The sequence below is a fragment of the Phenylobacterium sp. genome, assembly GCF_036563285.1.
GTDB lineage: Bacteria > Pseudomonadota > Alphaproteobacteria > Caulobacterales > Caulobacteraceae > Phenylobacterium.
Window position 1 is genome coordinate 251,638 of record NZ_DATCMR010000012.1, and the last position, 19,606, is coordinate 271,243.

The 19,606-nt window shown below is 71.1% G+C and carries 17 protein-coding genes; 8 read left to right on the plus strand and 9 right to left on the minus strand.

Annotated features, from left to right (window positions below; all coding sequences use genetic code 11):
* Window positions 1-3 precede the first annotated feature (3 nt).
* The 4 genes from VIL76_RS19635 to metC are packed head-to-tail and all read right to left on the minus strand — an operon-like array spanning window position 4 to window position 3,967.
* Window positions 4-879 (minus strand): HAD family hydrolase, encoded by an 876-nt coding sequence (locus VIL76_RS19635; protein WP_332046760.1) that lies wholly within the window; start codon window positions 877-879, stop codon window positions 4-6.
* A 9-nt stretch (window positions 880-888) separates the two neighbouring features.
* Complete coding sequence (locus VIL76_RS19640) at window positions 889-1,737, minus strand: kinase (RefSeq protein WP_332046761.1); 849 nt, start codon at window positions 1,735-1,737, stop codon at window positions 889-891.
* A gap of 13 nt (window positions 1,738-1,750) precedes the next feature.
* Window positions 1,751-2,749, minus strand: a complete 999-nt coding sequence (locus VIL76_RS19645) for an SDR family oxidoreductase (protein ID WP_332046762.1) — start codon at window positions 2,747-2,749, stop codon at window positions 1,751-1,753.
* 48 nt (window positions 2,750-2,797) lie between these two features.
* Window positions 2,798-3,967, minus strand: coding sequence for a cystathionine beta-lyase (gene metC, locus VIL76_RS19650; protein WP_332046783.1), 1,170 nt, complete (start codon window positions 3,965-3,967; stop codon window positions 2,798-2,800).
* An 84-nt stretch (window positions 3,968-4,051) separates the two neighbouring features.
* Between metC and VIL76_RS19655 the strand changes: the two genes are divergently transcribed.
* The gene (locus VIL76_RS19655; RefSeq protein ID WP_332046763.1) at window positions 4,052-5,149 is read left to right on the plus strand and encodes an amino acid ABC transporter substrate-binding protein; all 1,098 of its coding nucleotides are present in this window, start codon (window positions 4,052-4,054) and stop codon (window positions 5,147-5,149) included.
* 88 nt (window positions 5,150-5,237) lie between these two features.
* Complete coding sequence (locus VIL76_RS19660) at window positions 5,238-7,307, plus strand: PQQ-binding-like beta-propeller repeat protein (RefSeq protein ID WP_332046764.1); 2,070 nt, start codon at window positions 5,238-5,240, stop codon at window positions 7,305-7,307.
* Between the two features lie 2 nt (window positions 7,308-7,309).
* On the opposite strand, the gene VIL76_RS19665 is transcribed toward VIL76_RS19660, so the two are convergent.
* The 4 genes from VIL76_RS19665 to VIL76_RS19680 all read right to left on the minus strand — a co-directional run bounded on the left by VIL76_RS19665 (window position 7,310) and on the right by VIL76_RS19680 (window position 10,912).
* Window positions 7,310-7,675 (minus strand): GNAT family N-acetyltransferase, encoded by a 366-nt coding sequence (locus tag VIL76_RS19665; RefSeq protein WP_332046765.1) that lies wholly within the window; start codon window positions 7,673-7,675, stop codon window positions 7,310-7,312.
* 141 nt (window positions 7,676-7,816) lie between these two features.
* The gene (sseA, locus tag VIL76_RS19670; RefSeq protein WP_332046766.1) at window positions 7,817-8,650 is read right to left on the minus strand and encodes a 3-mercaptopyruvate sulfurtransferase; all 834 of its coding nucleotides are present in this window, start codon (window positions 8,648-8,650) and stop codon (window positions 7,817-7,819) included.
* A 2-nt stretch (window positions 8,651-8,652) separates the two neighbouring features.
* The gene (locus VIL76_RS19675; protein ID WP_332046767.1) at window positions 8,653-9,651 is read right to left on the minus strand and encodes a cysteine synthase A; all 999 of its coding nucleotides are present in this window, start codon (window positions 9,649-9,651) and stop codon (window positions 8,653-8,655) included.
* Between the two features lie 43 nt (window positions 9,652-9,694).
* Window positions 9,695-10,912 carry a cyclopropane-fatty-acyl-phospholipid synthase family protein gene (locus tag VIL76_RS19680; protein ID WP_332046784.1) on the minus strand — a complete coding sequence of 406 codons (1,218 nt, stop codon included), beginning with the start codon at window positions 10,910-10,912 and terminating at the stop codon, window positions 9,695-9,697.
* Between the two features lie 199 nt (window positions 10,913-11,111).
* On the opposite strand from VIL76_RS19680, the gene kdsA reads away from it, so the two are divergent.
* Genes kdsA through VIL76_RS19705 form a run of 5 tightly spaced genes read left to right on the plus strand, consistent with a single transcriptional unit; the run spans window position 11,112 to window position 16,620 of the window.
* Window positions 11,112-11,969, plus strand: coding sequence for a 3-deoxy-8-phosphooctulonate synthase (gene kdsA / locus VIL76_RS19685; RefSeq protein WP_332046768.1), 858 nt, complete (start codon window positions 11,112-11,114; stop codon window positions 11,967-11,969).
* 32 nt (window positions 11,970-12,001) lie between these two features.
* Complete coding sequence (rfaE2, locus tag VIL76_RS19690; protein ID WP_332046769.1) at window positions 12,002-13,471, plus strand: D-glycero-beta-D-manno-heptose 1-phosphate adenylyltransferase; 1,470 nt, start codon at window positions 12,002-12,004, stop codon at window positions 13,469-13,471.
* Window positions 13,468-14,469 (plus strand): ADP-glyceromanno-heptose 6-epimerase, encoded by a 1,002-nt coding sequence (gene rfaD / locus VIL76_RS19695; protein ID WP_332046770.1) that lies wholly within the window; start codon window positions 13,468-13,470, stop codon window positions 14,467-14,469. The genes rfaE2 and rfaD overlap by 4 nt, the downstream gene beginning before the upstream one ends.
* A gap of 4 nt (window positions 14,470-14,473) precedes the next feature.
* Complete coding sequence (locus tag VIL76_RS19700; protein ID WP_332046771.1) at window positions 14,474-15,595, plus strand: DUF3089 domain-containing protein; 1,122 nt, start codon at window positions 14,474-14,476, stop codon at window positions 15,593-15,595.
* A gap of 26 nt (window positions 15,596-15,621) precedes the next feature.
* Entirely contained in the window at window positions 15,622-16,620 is a 999-nt protein-coding gene (locus VIL76_RS19705; protein ID WP_332046772.1) for an NADP-dependent oxidoreductase, read from the plus strand.
* Window positions 16,621-16,654: 34 nt separating this feature from the next.
* Here VIL76_RS19705 and recG read toward each other — a convergent pair whose 3' ends face one another.
* Window positions 16,655-18,730: an ATP-dependent DNA helicase RecG gene (gene recG, locus VIL76_RS19710; protein WP_332046773.1), complete on the minus strand. Its 2,076-nt coding sequence runs from the start codon at window positions 18,728-18,730 to the stop codon at window positions 16,655-16,657.
* 244 nt (window positions 18,731-18,974) lie between these two features.
* Here recG and VIL76_RS19715 point away from each other — a divergent pair, with 244 nt between their 5' ends.
* Window positions 18,975-19,604, plus strand: a complete 630-nt coding sequence (locus VIL76_RS19715) for a hypothetical protein (protein ID WP_332046774.1) — start codon at window positions 18,975-18,977, stop codon at window positions 19,602-19,604.
* Window positions 19,605-19,606 lie beyond the last annotated feature (2 nt).

A 19,606-nucleotide genomic window follows, 5' to 3' on the forward strand; every position in this document is an offset into this window, starting at 1 on the left:
CCTCTAAAGCGGCAGCTCCGGCTGGGTGATGTCGTCGGGCCAGCGGACGAGGCCGGGGATGTGCGCCCGGGCGGAGATCTCGGCCAGGATCTTGTCCATCAGCCTGTCCAGGTGCGCGCCTTGCGAATAGTCGGCCGGGCCCGCGAACCGCGCACGGCCCTCCCGGCGCAGGTTGACGGCGGCGGCTTCGCTGGCAGGCCTGCCGGGCTCCCAGACCGCCACCGCATAGCCGCCCTGGTCGGTGACCGTGCGCATCACGGGCACATCGGTGAAGCCGTCGCCGAAGAACACGATCCTGTCGAAGGGGACGGTCCGCTCCTCCCGAGCCTGGGCGCGGTTGACGGCGACGTTGTCCCACTCGTCCAGCGTCCACTTGTTGATGCGGAACAGGTACTGGGTCTTCGAGGTGTAGTTGACCGCCAGCGAGATCCCCATGGCGTCGTTCTGCTCGTCGAACATGAAGGCCGAGGCGTAGATCCGCTCGAAGTGCTTGGCGATCGGCGAACCCTCGATCAGCTCGCGATTGCCAGACGAAATGATGAAGTGGCGCAGATCCAGGTCGAGGGCGGCAGCCCGGGCGTTCTGCCGCTCGAACCAGCCTTCGACGCCGGGAAACAGGGGCAGGGTGGCGCCGCGCTTGCGCCAGCTCTCCAGGTTGAGCTCCAGGCCCTTCTCGCGCGCCTTGGCCAGCATCATGTGCATGTAGGCCAGGATCTCGTCGCCGCGCTGCTGCTTCGCGAGCTCGTTCACCTCGGTCCAGAACGCTGCGCGGTCCATGCCCAACTCGTCCGGGATGAAGGCATGGTTCTGCATGTAGCCGGGGGCGAGCGTGCCGTCGAAATCGTAGGCGAAGACGACGCGGGGGCGTTCGGCAGTCATGCGGGCTCTCTAGCCGGGCGCACGGTCGGCCGCCAGCGGCACGACCCAGGGGGCGCGGGCCGGCATCTCAGAGAGGATCCAGCGGGTCAGGCGCTCGTAGTGGGCCACGAACCGGGCGATCTGCGCCTCGTCCATCCCCTTGCCGGTGCGCTCGCGCAGCTTCGCCTCCTGCTCGGCCCGCCAGCCCGCCACCACCTCGAAGCCCGGCGGCTGCAGCAGCACCAGGTCGTGCAACTTGCCGAACAGGGTCTGGTAGGGCCCGTCCAGCTGGTCGTTGACGTAGGTGCGCCAGGTCCCCTCTGGGTCCTCCTCCCGCTCCAGGTCGTTGACAGGCGTGGCCAGCGCCGCCGAGCCCTGGGCGCGGGCGCCGACGCACCAGCCCTCGAAGATCACCACGTCCACCGGCGAGGCCACCGTCGGCCAGCGCCCGCGCGGCAGGCGGGTGTCGGCGGCCTTCTCGAACACCGGCAGGGTCACCTTGCCGGCGGCCCGAAGCGCGTCGAGCGCGAAGCCGGCCATGGCCGGATCGTGCGTCCCCGGCGGCCCGCGGGTAGCCAGCAGAGGATGCACCTCGCGCGCCAGCCGCTGCCGCGCCTCGTGGGTCAGGTAGAAGTCGTCGAGCGACACCGCAACGGCGCTGCGGCCGCGCGCTTCCAGCAGCTTGACGGTCGCCGCCGCGATGGTCGACTTGCCCGACCCCTGCGGCCCGCACAGCCCGATCACCGCGGTGCGCCTCCGCACCTGGCGCAGCCGCCCGGCCCGGTCGGCCAACGGGCGGCACACGGACTCGAAGGTGTCCCGGAAGCTTCCCGGCAGGTCGTGCTCGGCGACGAACGCCTCGTATCCCTCGTCCGCCACCTAAACTCCGCCGTCAGTATCCGCCGATCACCGGCAGGATCTCACCGGTGATGTAGCTCGCCGTGTGCGCAGAGGCGAGGAAGACGAACGCGGGCGCGATCTCCTCCGGCTGGGCCGGGCGCTTCATCGGCGTCTGCTTGCCGAATTCCACGATCTCCTCGGCGGTCTTGTCGGCGGGGTTCAGAGGCGTCCAGACCGGGCCCGGCGCCACCGCGTTCACCCGGATCCCTTTCGGGACAAGGCTGCCGGCCAGGGCGCGGGTGAAGGCGTGGATGCCGCCCTTGGTCATCGAATAGTCGAGCAGCTGCTTCGACCCGTCGATCCCGGTGATCGAGCCGCAGTTCACGATGGCGCCGCCCTTCGGCATGTGCGGGATCGCCGCCTTGGCCATGAGGAAATAGCCGTAGAGGTTGGTCTTCAGCGTCCGGTCGAAGTGCTCCAGCGTCAGGTCGGCGATGTCGTGGACGTGCTGCTGGAACGCGGCGTTGTTGACCAGGATGTCCAGCTTGCCGAGCTGGCCCACCGTCTCGCCCACCGCGTGCTCGGCATAGGCCGGATTGGCCACGTCGCCGGGCAGCAGGATGGCGCGCCGGCCCTCCTTCTCCACGGCCTGCTTGGTCAGCTCGGCATCCTCGTGCTCGTCGAGATAGGCGATGGCGACGTCCGCGCCCTCGCGGGCGAACAGCACCGCCACGGCCCGGCCGATGCCCGAGTCGGCGCCGGTGATCAGGGCCACCTTGTCCTTCAGCTTCTCGGAGCCCTTGTAGTAGGGCGCGTCCCAGAGCGGCTTCAGCTCCAGGTCGGCCTCCAGGCCCGGCTTGTCGAGCCGCTGCTTGGGGATCTCGGTCGGGTATTCTCGGGCGCCGGCCTGCATGGCCTCGTCCTCGCCGCCGCCGCCACCTCCGTCGAAGGACCGCTCCTCCTTGGCGATGAGGGGCTGCTGGATGTCGCGCTCTTCCTGCGCCGCGCGCTCGGCCTGCTGCTCGAAGCGGCCTTCCTCGGACGTGCTCATGCTCATCCCTCGTGCTGGTGGGGTCAGCGCGCCAATCCGCGGGAGGAGCTAGGGTTCCCCTGCGAGCTTTCGATAGGCGGCCAGCCCCTGCTCGAGGTCGGCGATCAGGTCGTCCGGACACTCCAGCCCGATGTGCAGGCGCATCATCGGCCCACCGTAGTCGCGCTTCACGCTGCGCTGGCGCAGTTGCCGGTCGGACGGGATCGCCAGGCTCTCGAACCCGCCCCACGAGAACCCCAGCCCGAATAGGGTCAGGGTGTCGAGGAAGGCGTTCACCGCCGCATCCGGCGCAGGCCTGAAGGCAAAGGCGAACAGGCCGCACGCGCCACGGTAGTCGCGCTTCCACAGCTCATGGTCCGGCGCGTCGGGCAGGGCAGGGTGGTAGACCCGCGCCACCTCCGGACGCCCCGCGAGCCAGGCGGCGACCTTGATCCCGCTCGCGCCGTGCCGCGCCAGCCGGGTGGGCAAGGTCCGCAGGCCGCGGAGCATCTGGTAGGCGTCCTCGCCGGAGACCGAGGAGCCTACGTCCTTCACCGCCTCGTCGAGCAGCCTGACGAGCGCCGGGTCCCGCGCCGCCGCCGAGCCCATGAATACGTCGGAGTGGCCACCGACGTACTTGGTGAGCGCCTGGATCGAGATGTCGACCCCGTGCTCCAGCGGGCGGTAAAGGAACCCAGCGCCCCAGGTGTTGTCGAGGGCCGTCAGGATCCCGCGTGCCCGCGCCAGCTCGGCCACCCTGGACACGTCCTGCATCTCGAAGGTCAGGGACCCGGGGCTCTCCATGAGGATCAACCGGGTCTTCTCCGAGGCTCCTGCCACCAGGGCCTCCGGCGCCTCGTAGGGATCGTAGTAGCGGACGCCCACGCCGAAGCGCTTCAGCACCCGGTCGCAGAACCGCCGCGTCGGCTTATAGGCGGCGTCGGCGACCAGCACCTCGTCGCCGGTCCTCAGCACCGCCAGCAGCACCCCGCACACCGCCGCCAGGCCCGACGGATAGAGCGAGACGCCGACCGCGGCCTCCATCTCCGCCAGCGCCTCCTTCAGCGCCTCGTGCGCGGCCAGGCCCTGGCGGCCATAGGTAACCTGCCGGTCGTCGTCGTAGAGCGCCTCGGCGGACGGCAGGAGGACGGTCGAGCCCTTCTGGATCGGCGGCCCCACCGTCTTCACCAGCGCCTTCGGCGAGTTGCCGGCGCGGATCAGGCGGGTCTCGTCGTCCATGCGGGGGTTGCGGGTCTGGGTCACGCTGGCGAAAGTGCCTGCCGCACTTAGAGCCTTCGGGCTGGCCCTAATCAAGGAGCAGGGATGATCCGGCGCGTCCTGGCGATGGCGGCGCTCGGCCTGTGCCTGGCGGCGTGCGACCGTCCCGAGCGACCCGCCGCGGCCCCGAGCCGGCCCGCCGCCAAGGCCCCGGCGGCGCCGATCGCCTACACGCCCGCCGACAGCCCGACCCTGAAGGCGGTGCGCCAGCGCGGCTACGTCAGCTGCGGCGTCCACCCCGGCCTGCCCGGCTTCGGCTTCCCGGATGTGCGGGGCGAGTGGCAGGGCCTCGACGCCGACGTCTGCCGCGCTGTCGCCGCCGCCACGCTGGGCGACGCCAAGAAGGTGCGGTTCGTTCCCGTCCCGGCGCAGGACCGCTTCGGCCCGCTGCAGAGCGGCCGGGTCGACCTCCTGGCGCGCAACACCTCCTGGACCTTCGCCCGCGACGCGGGGCTGGGCCTCGAATTCACCGCCGTCACCTACTACGACGGCCAGGGCTTCCTGGCGCCACGGGCGCTCGGCCTCACCAGCGCCGAAGAGCTCTCCGGCGCCCGCGTCTGCGTGCAGGCCGACACCGCCAGCGAAGGCAATCTCGCCGACTTCTTCAACGCCCGCGGCCTCCGCTACCGCGCCGTCACGGCGGCCTCCGAGGAGGAGGCGCGCCGCCTCTACGAGGACGAAGCCTGCGACGTCTTCACCGCCGACATCTCCGCGCTGGCCGCGTCGCGCTCGCTGATGCGCGCCCCCAACGCCCACGTGATCCTGCCCAACGTAATCTCCAAGGAGCCGCTCGGACCCGTCGTGCGCCAGGGCGACCCCGCCTGGACCGACATCGTCCGCTGGGCGATCTACGCCCTGGTCCTGGGCGAGGAACTGGGGCTCACCTCCCGGACCGTGGAGCAGGCGCGCGAGACGGCCGTCGATCCCGAGACCCGCCGGCTGCTGGGGCTGGAGGGCGACCTCGGCCCGCTCCTGGGGCTGCAGAAGGATTGGGCCTACCAGGTGATCCGCCAGGTCGGCGCCTATCACGAAATCTTCCGGCGCGACGTCGGCGCCGACTCCGCCCTCAAGCTCGACCGTGGCCTCAACGCGCTGTGGAACGCCCCCAAGCCCGGCCTGATGTACGCCCCGCCGATGCGGTAGGGGGCGCCGTAGCGGCGCCCTTGCAATCCGCGGCCAACATTCCACTGTTCGGTTGAGCTAAGGGCGGGGGCGGCCTGGGGGACTGACAATGGATTTGCGCAACCGGGCTGTCTGCGGCCTCGCGGGCCTTCTGCTGGCGTGCGGGATCCCCGCCGCCGCCCTGTCACAGCCGGCCGCGGGCGCCAGCGAGGCGCTGTTCGCGGCGCGCTGCAGGACCTGCCATGAGCCGCCCATCCCCCGCGCGCCGGGCCGGGAGCAGTTCCGGGCCATGCCCAACGAACGGATCGTCGAGGCCCTGACAGTCGGCACGATGAAGCCGATGGCCGAGGGCCTGAGCGGGACGCAGATCTCAGGCTTGGCCGCCTACCTCACGGGCCGGGCGGCGCCGGCGGAGCAGCGCGGCCCGCGCACGGCCACGGCCGCGCCTGCGCCTGCGGACCTGAAGCCGGACGCGGCGGCGGCCGCCATCCTCGGCAAGGTTCGTCCGGTGTCGTCCGCCATGCTGAAGGCGCCGGCGCCCGGCGACTGGCTGCAGTGGGGCCGCACCTACGACGGGCAGAACTTCAGCCCGCTGACGCGCATCGACCGGCGCAACGTGACGTCCCTGAAACCGGCCTGGCGCCACGCGATCCAGCCCGGTCCGAGCATGCCGACGCCGCTGGTCCACGACGGCGTGATGTTCCTGCAGACGACGCCCGACACAGTCCTGGCTCTGGACGCGACGAGCGGGAAGGTCCTTTGGCGGCGCAGCTACAAGCCGCGGGGCCCGTCGAGCCAGAAGATGGGGCTTTCGCTGTCCGGCGGCCGGGTCTTCGTGCCCACCTCGGACCTGCACGTGATCGCGCTCGACGCGCGGACCGGCGAGACGCTCTGGGACCAGGACATCAAGCCCAGCCCGCCGGCGATGGGCAAGATGGCCTTTAACCTGCGCAGCGCGCCCCTGGTGGTCGGCGACAAGGTGATCCAGGCGGTCACCGGCAGCGCCGCGCCCGGCGGCAACTTCATCGTCGGCCTCGATGCGGCGACGGGCCGGGAGCTGTGGCGGTTCCACACCATCGCCCGGCCGGGCGAGCCCGGCGGCGACAGCTGGAACGGCCTGCCGCTGGAGAAGCGCAGCGGCGGCTCGGTCTGGCACCAGGGCACCTACGAGCCCGCTCTGAACCTGGTCTACTACGGCGTCGGCCAGACCTACGACACCGGCCCGCTCCTGAAGCCTTCGGGCGTGGCGGGAACGACGAGCGAGGCGCTCTACACCGACTCCACAATCGCCCTGGACCCGGACACCGGAAAGCTTGTCTGGCACTACCAGCACCTGCCCAACGACCAGTGGGACCTGGACTGGGCGTTCGAGCGCTCGCTGGCGACGGTCGAGGTCGGCGGCCGGCCGCGCCGCGTCGTGATGAACATCGGCAAGATGGGCATCCTCGACGCCCTGGACGCGCGGACCGGCGCCTATCTCTTTTCCATCGACGCGGGGACGCAGAACGTCATCTCCGCCATCGATCCGAAGACCGGCGCCAAGACGATCGACCTGGCGCGCTGGCCGGACAAGACCAAGTCCACCCTGATCTGCCCGAGCGCGTCGGGCGCGCGGTCCTGGCCGTGGACCAGCATCAATCCCCGCAGTGGACAGCTCTATGTGCCGCTGACGGATTGGTGCCTGACGTTCGGGCCGCCCGCGGGGCCGGGCTTCCAGCTCCTGAGCTCCGGGGTGGGGATGGGCCCGGGCGAGCACCCGCGCGCCGCGGCGAGCGGGAAGATGGGCGTCCTGCAGGCGATGGACCTGAAGGGCCGCAAGCTCGGCTGGCGTCAGGACCTGGTGGCGCCGATCTCCACCTCGGTGCTGGCGACCGCCGGCGGCGTGCTCTTCGCCGGCGACGTCGAGCCGGCGCTGACCGCGATTGACGACCGCGACGGGAAGGTCTTGTGGCGCGCGCCGCTCGACAACTATCCGAGCTCCAGCGTCATCACCTACAGCGTTGGCGGCGCCCAGTACGTGGCGGTCGTCACCGGCATGCGGAACTACCACATCGACGCGCTGGCGCGGGGCTACCGGGACTTCCGGCGGGCGCGGGGCGCCACGCTCGAGGCGCCGAAGGGCGAGCCCTCAGTGACGGTGTTCTCGCTGGGCGCGGGAGCCCGTTCCGCGCGGCGGTGATCCTAGAGCGGCAGGCGCATGGCGCAGCGGGCGTTCATGTCGAGGCCGAGGCGGCGCTCGCGCATCAGGATGGCCGTCAGGCGGCCATTGAGCTCCTCGGGCTTCAGCGCCCGAAAGCCCAGGCTCGCGTAGAACGGGCCGTTCCAGGGCAGGTCGCGGAAGGTGGTCAGGGTCACGGCGCCGGCCTTGCGGGCGCGCGCCTCGTCGGTCACCGCGGCCATAAGCGCGCGGCCCGCGCCCTTGCCTTGTCGGTCGTGGCGGACGGCGATCTCCCACAGGTGCAGCGCGTCCATGAAGTGCTGGCAGGCGGCAAACCCGATCAGCTCGCCCGCGTCCTCGGCCACCCAGACCAGGCCCTCGGCCAGCATCGGCGGGTAGAAATCGGCCGGAGAGGGCGGGTCGTCCGCGATGGCCGCCTGGCTGGAGCCCCGGAACGCCTCCGCCGCCGACCGCTCGATGTCGGGCAGACGTTCCAGCTCCGGATGCTCGGCGAGGCGGATCTCGATGGGTCAGGCTCCGGTGACGACCTCGGTGTCGGCGCGTCCGCCCCACTCCGCCCACGAGCCGTCGTAGATGGCGACGTCCTCGCGGCCGAGTCGGGCCAGCGCCAGCGCCAGGATGGCCGCCGTCACCCCGGACCCGCAAGTCGTCACGATCGGGGCCGTGATGTCGACATCGGCCGCCGCGAACGCCGCCCGCAGCTCGTCCGCGCTCTTCAGCGTTCCGTCGGGGTTCACCAGCCCGCCGGCCGGCACGTTGCAAGCCCCCGGCATATGTCCCGCCCGCAGGCCGGGCCGCGGTTCCGGCGCCTCGCCGCGGAAGCGGGCGGCGGGGCGGGCGTCCACCAGTTGCGCCTCGCGCCGCGCCAGCAGGTTCCTCACCGCGTCGAGGTCGCGCACCAGGAACGGGTCGAATACCGTCTCCAGCAGGGTCGAGGCGGGCGTCGCGCCGCCGGTCTCCACCGGCCGGCCCTCCGCGCGCCACTTCTTCAGGCCGCCGTCCAGCACGAACACCTGCGGGAACCCCATGGTCCGCAGCGTCCACCAGACCCGCGGCGCCGAAAAGATGCCGTGCGCGTCATAGACGAGAACCGTCCGACCCCGGTCGAGGCCGAGCTTCCCGGCGGCTTGTGCGAAGGCCTGCGGGGAGGGGAGCATGTGCGGCAGGCCGGTCGACCTGTCGGCGACCTCGTCGATGTCGAAGAACACCGCGCCCGGGATGTGGCCCGCCTCGTAGGTCTCGCGTCCAACGCCCTCGCCCGGCATGTGCCAGGTCGCGTCCACCAGCTGGACCTCGTCGAGGCGCCCGGCCAGCCATTCCGTCGAGACGAGGGGGTCCGCCATCGCTAGAGCCAGGCGGGGGCGGGCAGCCCCTTCTCCTCCAGGAAGGACGGGTTGTAGATCTTCGAGTGGTAGCGCTGGCCGTGGTCGCAGAGCACCGTGACGATGGTGTGCCCCGGGCCCATGTCCTGCGCCATCCGGATGGCCCCCGCCACGTTCACCCCCGTAGAGCCGCCCATCACCAGGCCCTCGTGCTCGACCATGTCGTAGATGGCGTGCAGCATCTCCTCGTCGGAGATGCGGTAGGCGTGGTCGATCCTAAGGCCCTCCAGGTTCGCCGTGATGCGCCCCTGGCCGATGCCTTCGGAGATCGAGGTCCCCTCGGCCTTCAGCTCGCCGTCGGTGTACCAGGCGTGGATCGCCGACCCGTGGGGGTCGGCCAGTCCGATGCGCACGTCGGCCCGGCGTTCGCGAAGCGCCTGCGCGACCCCGCCCAGGGTCCCGCCGGACCCCACTGCACAGATGAAGCCGTCGATCTTGCCGCCGGTCTGCTCCCAGATTTCCGGCCCGGTGCCGCAGACGTGGGCTTCCCGGTTGGCGACGTTGTCGAACTGGTTGGCCCAGACGGCGCCGGCCGGCTCCTTCGCATCAAGTTCCGCCGCCAGCCGGCCGGAATACTTCACGTAATTCATCTCATTGGAGTACGGGACCGCGTCCACCTCCACGAGTTCGGCGCCGTACAGCCGGATCGCGTCCTTCTTCTCCTGGCTCTGGGTGCGGGGGATCACGATGGTGGCGCGGTAGCCCAGCGCCTTGCCCACCATGGCCAGGCCGATGCCGGTGTTGCCCGCCGTACCCTCGACGATCCGTCCCCCCGGCCTCAGCTTTCCGGCGCGCTCGGCGTCGCGGATGATGTACAGCGCCGCCCGGTCCTTCACGGACTGGCCGGGGTTCATGAACTCGGCCTTGCCGAGGATCTCGCAGCCGGTCATCTCGCTGGCGCGCTTCAACCGGATGAGCGGCGTGTTCCCGATGGCGTCCAGGACGCTTCTGGCGATCGTCATGGCCGCTACTTAAGGGGCGGAGGCCCGCAGGAACAGGGGTGGCTCAGACCCGGGCGAGCGTAAGCTGCACCACATTGGTCCGCTGGGTGCGGAAGCCGGCCTCGCAGTAGCTCAGGTAGAACCGCCACAGTCGCCGGAAGCGCTCGTCGAAGCCCAGCGTCCGGATGTCATCCCAGGCCGCCTCGAAACGCTCGGCCCACTCCGCAAGGGTGTGGGCGTAGTCCTTGCCGAAGCGGGTGACGCCCTCCCAGGCCAGCCCCGCCCTCTCGGTGACCTCGCGCAGCTTCGCTTCGGACGGCAGCATGCCGCCTGGGAAGATGTACTGCTGGATGAAGTCCGCCCGCTGGCGGTAGGTGGCGAACATGTCGTCGCGCATGGTGATGATCTGCAGCCCGGCGCGGCCGCCCGGCTGCAGGCTTTCGCGAATCTTGCCGAAGTAGGCCGGCCAGTAACGCTCGCCAACCGCCTCGAACATCTCGATGGAGGCCACCCGGTCGAACCGGCCGTCGACGTCGCGGTAGTCCACCAGGCGGATGTCGGCGCGCTCGCCAAGGCCGTTGTCGAACATCCGCTTCCTCGCGAACTCATACTGGGCCTGGGAGATGGTGATCGCCGTGACCTTGGCCTTCACCTCCTTGGCCGCGAACTCGGCGAAGCCGCCCCAGCCGCAGCCGATCTCCAGGACGTGATGGCCTTCCTCCAGCCCCATGCGGCGCGCGAGGCTGGCGTACTTGGCCCGCTGGGCGGCCTCCAGCGGCTGGCCGGCCCGCTCGTAGCGGGCGGACGAATAGGTCATCGTCGCGTCGAGCCAGCGCGAATAGAAGGCATTCCCCAAGTCGTAGTGGGCGTGGATGTTCTTCTTCGAGCCGGTGCGCGTGTTGCCGCGCAGGCCGTGCCGGACCAGGTTCAGCGTCCAGCTGATGGGACCGCCGCGGCTCACCCGGGTGAAGCGGTTGAAGTTGAGCGCCAGCACCTCCAGCAGCTTCGAGAGGTCGGGCGTCTCCCACTCGCCGGCCATGTAGCCCTCGGCGAAGCCGATGTCGCCAGAGGCCAGCACCCGGCGCATGAAGCGATAGTCGTGGACCACCAGCCGCGCATGCGGGCCGGGCTGCTCGCCCACCAGGGGCAACTCGACGCCGGCCGGGGTCACGAAGGTGAGGGACCCTTCGCCCCAGTTCTTGGCCATCAGGCGAAGGGCGAAGCGGAAGGCGCTCGGCGCGCCGGCCAGGGCCGGCAGCCGGCCGAACGCGCGGGCGTTCATGGCCAGGACGGACAGCGACCGTTCATCGGCAAGGCTCACGGGAACACTCCCCAGACACCCTTTGTCCTATCATAACAACGATCTTCCGTTGCGTATGGCAAGGCTTTCCACCGGAGGTTCTATCGGGGAGGGCGCTTGGCGCTTGTGAACCGCGGCGGCTCGCGCCACTTACCCGGCCGGGAAAAGACCTGAGGACCCCATGGCCGTCTTGAAGCTGGATCGCTGGAACCTCGCCATCGGCGAGGGCCAGCCGCTCGTCGTGATCGCCGGGCTCAACGTGCTGGAGAACCTCGACCTGGCGCTCAGGGTCGGCCGCCACCTGCAGGCGGTCACCGCCGAGCTCGGCCTGCCGTACGTCTTCAAGGCGAGCTACGACAAGGCCAACCGCTCCTCGATCAAGAGCTACCGCGGCCCCGGTCTCGAGGAAGGCCTGAAAATGCTGGCCGAGGTGAAGCGCCAGCTGAACGTCCCCATCGCCACCGACATCCACACCCCCGAGGAGGCCGAGGCCGTGGCCCCCGTCGCCGACCTCGTCCAAATCCCCGCCTTCCTCTGCCGCCAGACCGACCTGGTGGTCGCTGCCGCCCGCGCCACGCGCGCCGCCGGGGGCCTGCTGCACGTCAAGAAGGGCCAGTTCCTCGCCCCGTGGGACGCGAAGAACATCGTGTCCAAGATCAAGGAGGCGGCGGAGGGCGCCGACATGACCATCCTGTGCGAGCGCGGGAATTCCTTCGGCTACAACAACCTGATCGTCGACATGCTGGGCATCGGCGAGATGAAGAAGCTGGGGGTCCCGGTCACCATCGACGCCACCCACGCCGTCCAGCTTCCCGGCGCCGACCCGCGCACCGGCGGCGCCTCCACCGGCGGCCGGCGCGAGGGCGTCGCGGTGATCGCCAAGGCGGCGGTGGCCTCCGGCGCCGACGGGGTGTTCCTGGAGTTCCATCCGGACCCGGACAAGGCGCTCTGCGACGGCCCGAGCTGCCTGCCGCTCGACGGCGCGCGCGACCTGCTCGCCGCCTGCAAGGCCATCCACGAGGCGGTCCGCCCCGCTTGACCCCTAGAGCGGCGCGCTCCACACCCTCGCTCATGGACCTTTCCGCCCTGCAGCACCTCCTGGAGCAGGTTCCCGGCAAGCGCGTGCTGTGCGTCGGCGACCTGATGGTCGACCGGTTCGTCTACGGCGAGGTCTCCCGCGTGTCTCCGGAGGCGCCGATCCCGGTCCTGGCGCGCAAGCGCGAGCTCGTGATGCTGGGCGGGGCGGGCAACGTCGCGCGCAACGTCGCCGCCCTCGGCGGCTCTGTCGCCCTCGTCGGCCTGATCGGCGGCGACGCCGAGGGCAACGAGGCCCAGCGCCTGGTGGGCGAGGAGGCCGGCGTCGAAGGCTACCTGGTCACCGACTCGAGCCGACCCACGACCCTGAAGACCCGCTTCGTGTCCTCCGGCCAGCAGCTGCTGCGCGTGGACACCGAGGAGAGCCGGCCGGTCACCGCCGACTGCGAGCAGCGCCTGGTCCGCACCATCCGTGACGCCGCCGACGGCGCAGGGGTCATCCTGCTCTCCGACTACGGCAAGGGCGTCGTCACCGATGCGGTCATCGCCGCCTGCCACGACGCCGCAAAGGCTGGCGCCAAGGTCGTCGTCGACAGCAAGGCGCGCTCCTTCGCCCGCTATGGCGAGATCGACCTCGTCAAGCCCAACGACCTGGAACTCGCCCACGCCACCGACCTGCCCACCGGCACCGACGAGGAGGTCGAGGCCGCCGCCGCCCGCGCCCTGGAGCTCTGGGCGACCAAGGCCGTGATGGTCACCCGCGGCGCAAAGGGCGTCTCGCTGGCGGTCCGCGGCCAGCCGGTGCGCCACGTCCCCACCGTCGCGCGGGAGGTGTTCGACGTCTCCGGCGCCGGCGACACGACGCTTGCCGCCCTCGGCCTGGCGCTCGCCGCCGACTCGGGCCTCGAAGAGGCCATCGCCTTCGCCCAGCTCGCCGCCGGCGTCGCCGTGGGCAAGGCCGGCACCGCCACGGTCTCCCCCGAAGAACTGGTGGAAGCCGCCATTTCCGCCCACATCGCCCCGGCCGAGGCCAAGGTCGCCACCCTGCAGCGGCTCGTCGACGAGGTCGCCCGGTGGCGCGCCAAGGGCCTGCGCGTGGGCTTCACCAACGGCTGCTTCGACATCCTCCACAAGGGCCACGTGGCCTACCTCGGCCAGGCCCGCGCCTGGTGCGACCGCCTGATCGTCGGCCTCAACTCCGACGCCTCCGTCCGCGCTCTGAAAGGCGAGGGCCGCCCGGTCAACGACCTGGAGAGCCGCGCCCTGGTGCTTGCCGGCCTCGGCAGCGTCGACCTGGTGGTCCCCTTCGAGGACCCCACCCCCGTGAAGCTCATCGAGGCCGCCCGGCCCGACGTCCTGATCAAGGGCGCGGACTACGCGGAGAGCGAAGTGGTCGGCGGCGACCTGGTGAAGTCCTGGGGCGGGGAGGTGAAGCTCGCCCCCATCGTCGAGGGCTATTCCACCACGGCCGCCATCCAGCGCATGTCGAAGAAGGAACAGGCATGACCCGCCGCATCGCCTTCGTCACCGGCGGCGCCGGCTTCATCGGCTCCAACATCGTCGCCCGCCTGGCCGAGGACCGCGACCTCGACGTGGTCGTCTGCGACCGCCTGCGCGAGGCCGAGCTGGGCAAGTGGAAGAACATCGCCAAGCACCCGATCGGCGACTTCGTGGCGCCCGAGGACATGTTCGACTGGCTGGAGAAGCGCTGGCGCGACGTCGAGCTCGTGGTCCACATGGCCGCCGTGTCGTCCACCACGGAGCCGGACGCCGACAAGATCATCCACTCCAACTTCACGCTCAGCCGCGACCTCTTCCGCTGGTGCGCCGACCGCCAGCGCCGGTTCGTCTACGCCTCCTCGGCCGCCACCTACGGCGCGGGCGAGCACGGGTTCGACGACGACAACGACTACGAGCACCTGGCGGCCTTGCGGCCCCTGAACACCTACGGCTGGTCCAAGGCCCTGTTCGACATCTTCGCCGTGCGCCAGGCGGCCCGCGACTACGCGCCCCCGCAGTGGGTCGGCCTGAAGTTCTTCAACGTCTACGGGCCCAACGAGGAGCACAAGCACTCGATGAAGTCGGTGGCCTCGCAGATCTGGCCGCACGTGCGCGAGGGCCACTCCGTCCAGCTCTTCAAGAGCTACCGCCCCGACGTGCCCGACGGCGGCCAGAAGCGCGATTTCGTCTACGTCCGCGACGCCGCCGACGTCACCCGCTGGCTGTACGAGAACCCGCAGGTGAACGGCGTCTACAACCTCGGCTCCGGCCAGGCCCGCACCTTCGAGGAGATGGCCCGGCAGGTGTTCGAGGCGGCCGGCAAGAACGCCCAGATCGACTACACCCCCATGCCGCCGGCCATCCGCGACAAGTACCAGTACTTCACCGAGGCGCGCATGGACCGGCTCTTCCAGGCCGGCTACCCGAAGCCCATGACCTCGCTGGAGGAGGGGATCGGCGAATACGTCGGCCGCTACCTCTCCCAGCCCGACCCCTACCGCTGAGGCAATGGGCGAGCCGGCCGCCCCCCGCCGCACCCGCTGGTGGGCGCTGGCCATCGTGGGCCTCGCCCTGGTCCTGGGTCTGGCCACCGGGGTCTTCTGGGGCGACCTGAGGCGCACGGCCCTCGATCCCAAGGTGCCGTTCCAGACCTACCGTCCGCCGCCGGCGCCCGACTACACGAGCCGCGCCGCCTGGGCCCTCATGCCCACCCGGCCCGACCAGCCCGCGCGCGGCGACCCGCCGGTCGACGTGTTCTTCGTGGGCCCCACCACCTACGACGGCGGCCGGCACTGGAACGCGCCCATCGACGACGGCCGCTCCGACGAGCTGTTCCGGGAGATCATCGCGCCCAACTACGCCGGCCCCTTCGTCCGCGTCGGCCGCATCTTCGCACCGCGCTACCGCCAGGCCAGCCTCTACACCCTGCTCACCCTGCGCGAGGACGCCCGCGAGGCCCGCGCCTTCGCCTACCGCGACGTGGCGGCGGCCTTCCGCACCTACCTTTCCCGCTACAACCGAGGCCGGCCGTTCATCGTCGTGGGGGTGGAGCAGGGGGGCACGCTCGCCACCCGCCTGCTGGCGGAGGAGGTCCCCGGCATGACCGACACGCGCCGCCGCCTGGTCGCGGCCTACCTGATGGGCGCGGTCGTTCCGGCCGACGCCCCGCCCCTGCCGCCTTGCACCAGCCGCCCCGCCAGCGGCTGTCTCGCCGCCTGGGCCGGCGTGCCATTTGGCGAGCGCGAGCGCGGCCGCATCATCCTGCAGCGCGCGCTGGTGTGGGGACCGGGCGGCGAGCTGGTCAACCTGGGCGCCCGGCCGGCCCTCTGCTTCAACCCGATCCTGGGCGCCGTCACCGAGGAGCCCGCGCCGCCCCGCCTGCACCAGGGCGCGGCGAACGCCACCGGCCTGGAATGGGGCGCGCGCCCGGCCTTCATGGCGCGCCAGGTCTCCGCCCGCTGCGAGGCCGGCGTGCTGCACGTCAGCAAACCCAAGTCCGCCTCCCTGCAGCCGACCGGCTCCTGGGAGGACCGCCGCAAGATGCCTGGCTACAACCTGTTCTACGCCGACCTCGAGGCCGACGCGCAGCGGCGCGTGGAGGCTTGGCGGAAGGCCGGCCGCGGGTCTTAACTCGCGCCTCACCAGGGGAGGCCGCCATGCCGCAAGCCAATCGCCAGATCGTCCTCGACCAGCTCCCGCAGGGGAAGCTCGCGGCCGACCACTTCCGGCTCATCGAAGGCGAGATCCCCCAGCCGGCCGAGGGCGAGGCGCTGATCCGCACCCGCTACGTCTCCCTCGACGCCGCCAACCGCGCCTGGATGCAGGGCGCCACCTACCGCTCGGCGCTCGACGCCGGGCAGGTGATGGCGGGCGGCGCGCTGGGCGAGGTGGTGGACAGCCGCGACCCTTCACTGAAGCCCGGCGACCTGGTCTGGGGTGACGTGGGCTGGCAGGAGTACGCCAGCCTGCCGGCCAGGCGGCTTTCGAAGCTCCCGGCCATGGAGCCGCTCACCCACCTGCTCAGCGTCTATGGGGTTGCGGGCCTGACCGCCTACTTCGGCCTGCTGGAATGCGGCCGGCCGAAGCCCGGCGAGACCGTCGTGGTCTCGGCCGCCGCCGGCGCGGTGGGCTCGATCGTGGGGCAGATCGCGAAGATCAGGGGCTGCCGCGCCATCGGCATCGCCGGCGGCGAGGAGAAGGGCCGCTGGCTCACCGACGAGCTCGGCTTCGACGCGGCCGTCGACTACAAGGCCGGCGACTTCAAGAAGCGCCTGCGCGAGGCCGTACCGAACGGCATCGACGTCTACTTCGACAACGTCGGCGGCGCCGTCTTCGAGGCCTGCCTGTTCGGCATGAACACCTTCGGCCGCATCGCCTGCTGCGGCGCCGTCTCCCAGTACGACCAGGCCGCGCCCCAGCACGGCCCCCGCGGCGTCCCGGGCCTCATCGTCACCAAGCGCCTCAGCGTCCGCGGCTTCATCGTCTCCGACTTCGCCGATCGCAACGACCAGGCGCTGGCCGACCTCCAGTCCTGGGTCCAGTCCGGCCAGCTCAAGGTCCAGGAAGACGTCATCGACGGCCTCGAGAACCTGCCGTCGGCCCTCGTCGGCCTCCTCGCCGGCGAAAACCGCGGCAAGCGCATGGTGAAGGTCTGAAGGTGCGATTTCCCTCCCCATCAAGGGAGGGAAACTACCCCGCGTCCCTGAGCGCCAGGCCCGCCTTCCAGTCGAACAGCTCCTGAAGCACGCGCAGCGCCTTGCCGCGTTCGCTCTTGAGCTCCGGGTCCCGGCCCACGATCAGCCGCGCGTCGTCTCCCGCAACCCCGATCAGGTCGCGGTGCACGAAGGGATCGGCGAACACATAGTCAGGAAACCCCGACTGCCTCAGGCCCAGCGCATCGCCGCCGCCGCGCAGCTCAAGGTCCGTCTCTGCGATCAGGAACCCGTCGTCGGTGCGCCGCAGGATGTCGAGCCGCTTCTGCGCCGTCTCCGACAGCGGCGGGTCGTACAGCAGCACGCAGGCGCTCTCACGGCTCCCGCGGCCCACCCGGCCCCTCAGCTGGTGCAGCTGGGCCAGGCCGAACCGCTCCGCCTGCTCGATGACCATGATCGTGGCGTTGGGCACGTTCACCCCCACCTCGACCACCGTCGTGGCCACCAGCACCGAGAGCTTGCCGTCAGCGAACTCCGCCATCACCGCGTCCTTGGCGGCCGGGGCCATCTTCCCGTGCACCAGGCCCACGCTCGGCCCGATCCGCGCCCGCAGCTCCTCGGCCCGCTGCTCCGCCGCCTTCAGGTCGCTGACCTCGCTCTCCGAGACCAGCGGGCAGATCCAGAACGCCTGCGCGCCGGCCTCAACCACCTGCCGCAGCCTGGCCTCCACCTCCCCGACCCGGCCCATGGGGACGGCGCGCGTCGCCACCGGCGTGCGCCCCGGCGGCTTCTCGTCGATGCGGCTCACGTCCAGGTCGCCATAGACCGTCAGCTCCAGGGTCCGCGGAATCGGCGTCGCGGACATGGCCAACAGGTGCACCGCCTCGCCCTTGGCCTGCAGCCGCTGGCGCTCGGCCACCCCGAACCGGTGCTGCTCGTCGATCACCGCCAGCTGCAGGCGCTGGAACCCGACGTCGTCCTGGAACAGGGCGTGGGTCCCCACCGCCACCTTCGCAGCCCCCGACGCCAGCGCCCGCAGCTTCTCCGCCCGCGCCGCGCCCTTGTCGCGGCCGGTCAGCAGCACCACCGCGATCCCGTGGTCGGCCAGGGGGCCGGAGATCGTCTCGAAGTGCTGCCGCGCGAGGATCTCGGTGGGAGCCATCAGCGCGCTCTGGCCGCCGCCCGCCGCCACGTCGGCCATTGCGCACATGGCCACGACCGTCTTGCCCGAGCCCACGTCCCCCTGGATCAGCCGGCTCATCCGCTCGCCCGCGGAGAGGTCGCTGCGGATCTCGGCCAGGGAGCGCTCCTGCGCCCCGGTGAAGGCGAACGGCAGGTCCGCCTGGATCTTGCGGGCCACATCGCTGGCGGCGATCTTCGCCGCCGGCTCCCGCCGCCGTTCGGCCTTCCGCTGCGCCATGGCCAGCTGGTGCGCCAGCAGCTCGTCGTAGGCGAGCCGTCGCAGGTGCGGACTCAGCGGCGCGAGGTCGGCGTCGCTCTCCGGCGCGTGCAGCCGGTCCATCGCCTCGCGCCAGGCCGGGAACCGCTCCTGCTTCAGCCAGGCGGCGTCCTGCCATTCGGGGAGCTCCGGCGCCCGCTCCAGCGCCTCCAGCACGAACGTCCGCACGCGTCGCGCCGGCAGCCCCTCGGTCGCTGGGTAGATCGGCTCGATCTGCGGGATCTCGGCCCCGTTTTCGGGCGCGAGCATGTAGTCGGGATGCACCATCTGGCGGCCGAACTTGTCGTCGCCGACCTTGCCCGAGACGATCCGCCTGGCGCCCACCGGATGGCGCTTCTCCAACTGGTCGGCGAAGCGGCCGAAGAACACCAGGGTCATCCAGCCGGTGGGATCCGACACCCGCACCCGCCACGGCTGCTGCTGCGCGCGCGGCTTCTGGTGCTCCTCGACGACCACCTCGAAGGTCATCACCTCGCCGTCCACCGCCGCCGACAGCACCGCCGGCGTCCGGCGCACCACCGAGTGCGGTTTCAGCCACAGCACGTCGCGGACGATCGGCCCCGCCACCTTCTCCAGCAAGGGCGCCACGCGCGGCCCCACCCCCTTCAGCGAGGTGATCGACGCAAAGAGCGGGAAAAGAATCTCCGGCCGCATGGGCTGAGCATAGCCGCAATTTCTCCTCTCCCTCTCCCGTCACAGGCGGGAGAGGGCCGGGTGAGGGCCGGCTCGTGCATAGGGATCACGCCGGATGCCGGCCCGAGGGCCCTCGGTCTGGCCGCCGGAGTCAGCCGAGCCGGGGCTCACTCCAACTCTCCTGGCCGCTGCCGCGGTCAGGAGAGGGAGGCGGAAAAAAGACTCATCGAAAATTTGGCGCTGGGCGGCGCCTCATGTTCTCTTTATGTTCATGTCCGAGTTCGGCCACATCTCCGAGACCCGCCAGGGCAAGAGCCTGGCGAAGCTCGCCGCCATCGGCGAGCGGCTGGCCGAGGTCATGGCCGAGCGGGCGGCGGAGGCCGAGACCGCCCAGGACGCGAAAATCTACGTCGACTGCTTCCACAAGCTCGCCCGCGGCGTGCGCATGACCTACGCCCTGGAGATGAAGCTGCAGCGCGACGAGCAGGCGTTCCTGCGCGAGTACGCCCCGCAGATGGACAAGCAGCGGAAGGAGGCGGTCGCCGCCCGCCGGAACCAGCTCTACATCCGCCTGGAGCGCGAGGTCTGGGAGGAATTCCCCGACAACGAGACCTTCCACGAGTTCACGGCCGACATCCGCGAGCACCTCGAGGAGGAAGCCTGCCTCGACACCTTCCTGGACGAGACCCTCGAGCACCAGTTGGCGCGCCTGAAGACCCGCCTGGGCCTCGGCCAGGCGCACGACGATGACGACGCGCCTACCTCCCCCGATGCGGCAGCATCGGCGGGAGGGGGACCGGTCGCCGAAGAGCGACCGGTGGAGGGGGCAGGCGACCACGCGGCGCTCGCCACCGCCGACGGCGCGACCGCTGCCGAACCCCCGGACAGCTCGTAGGC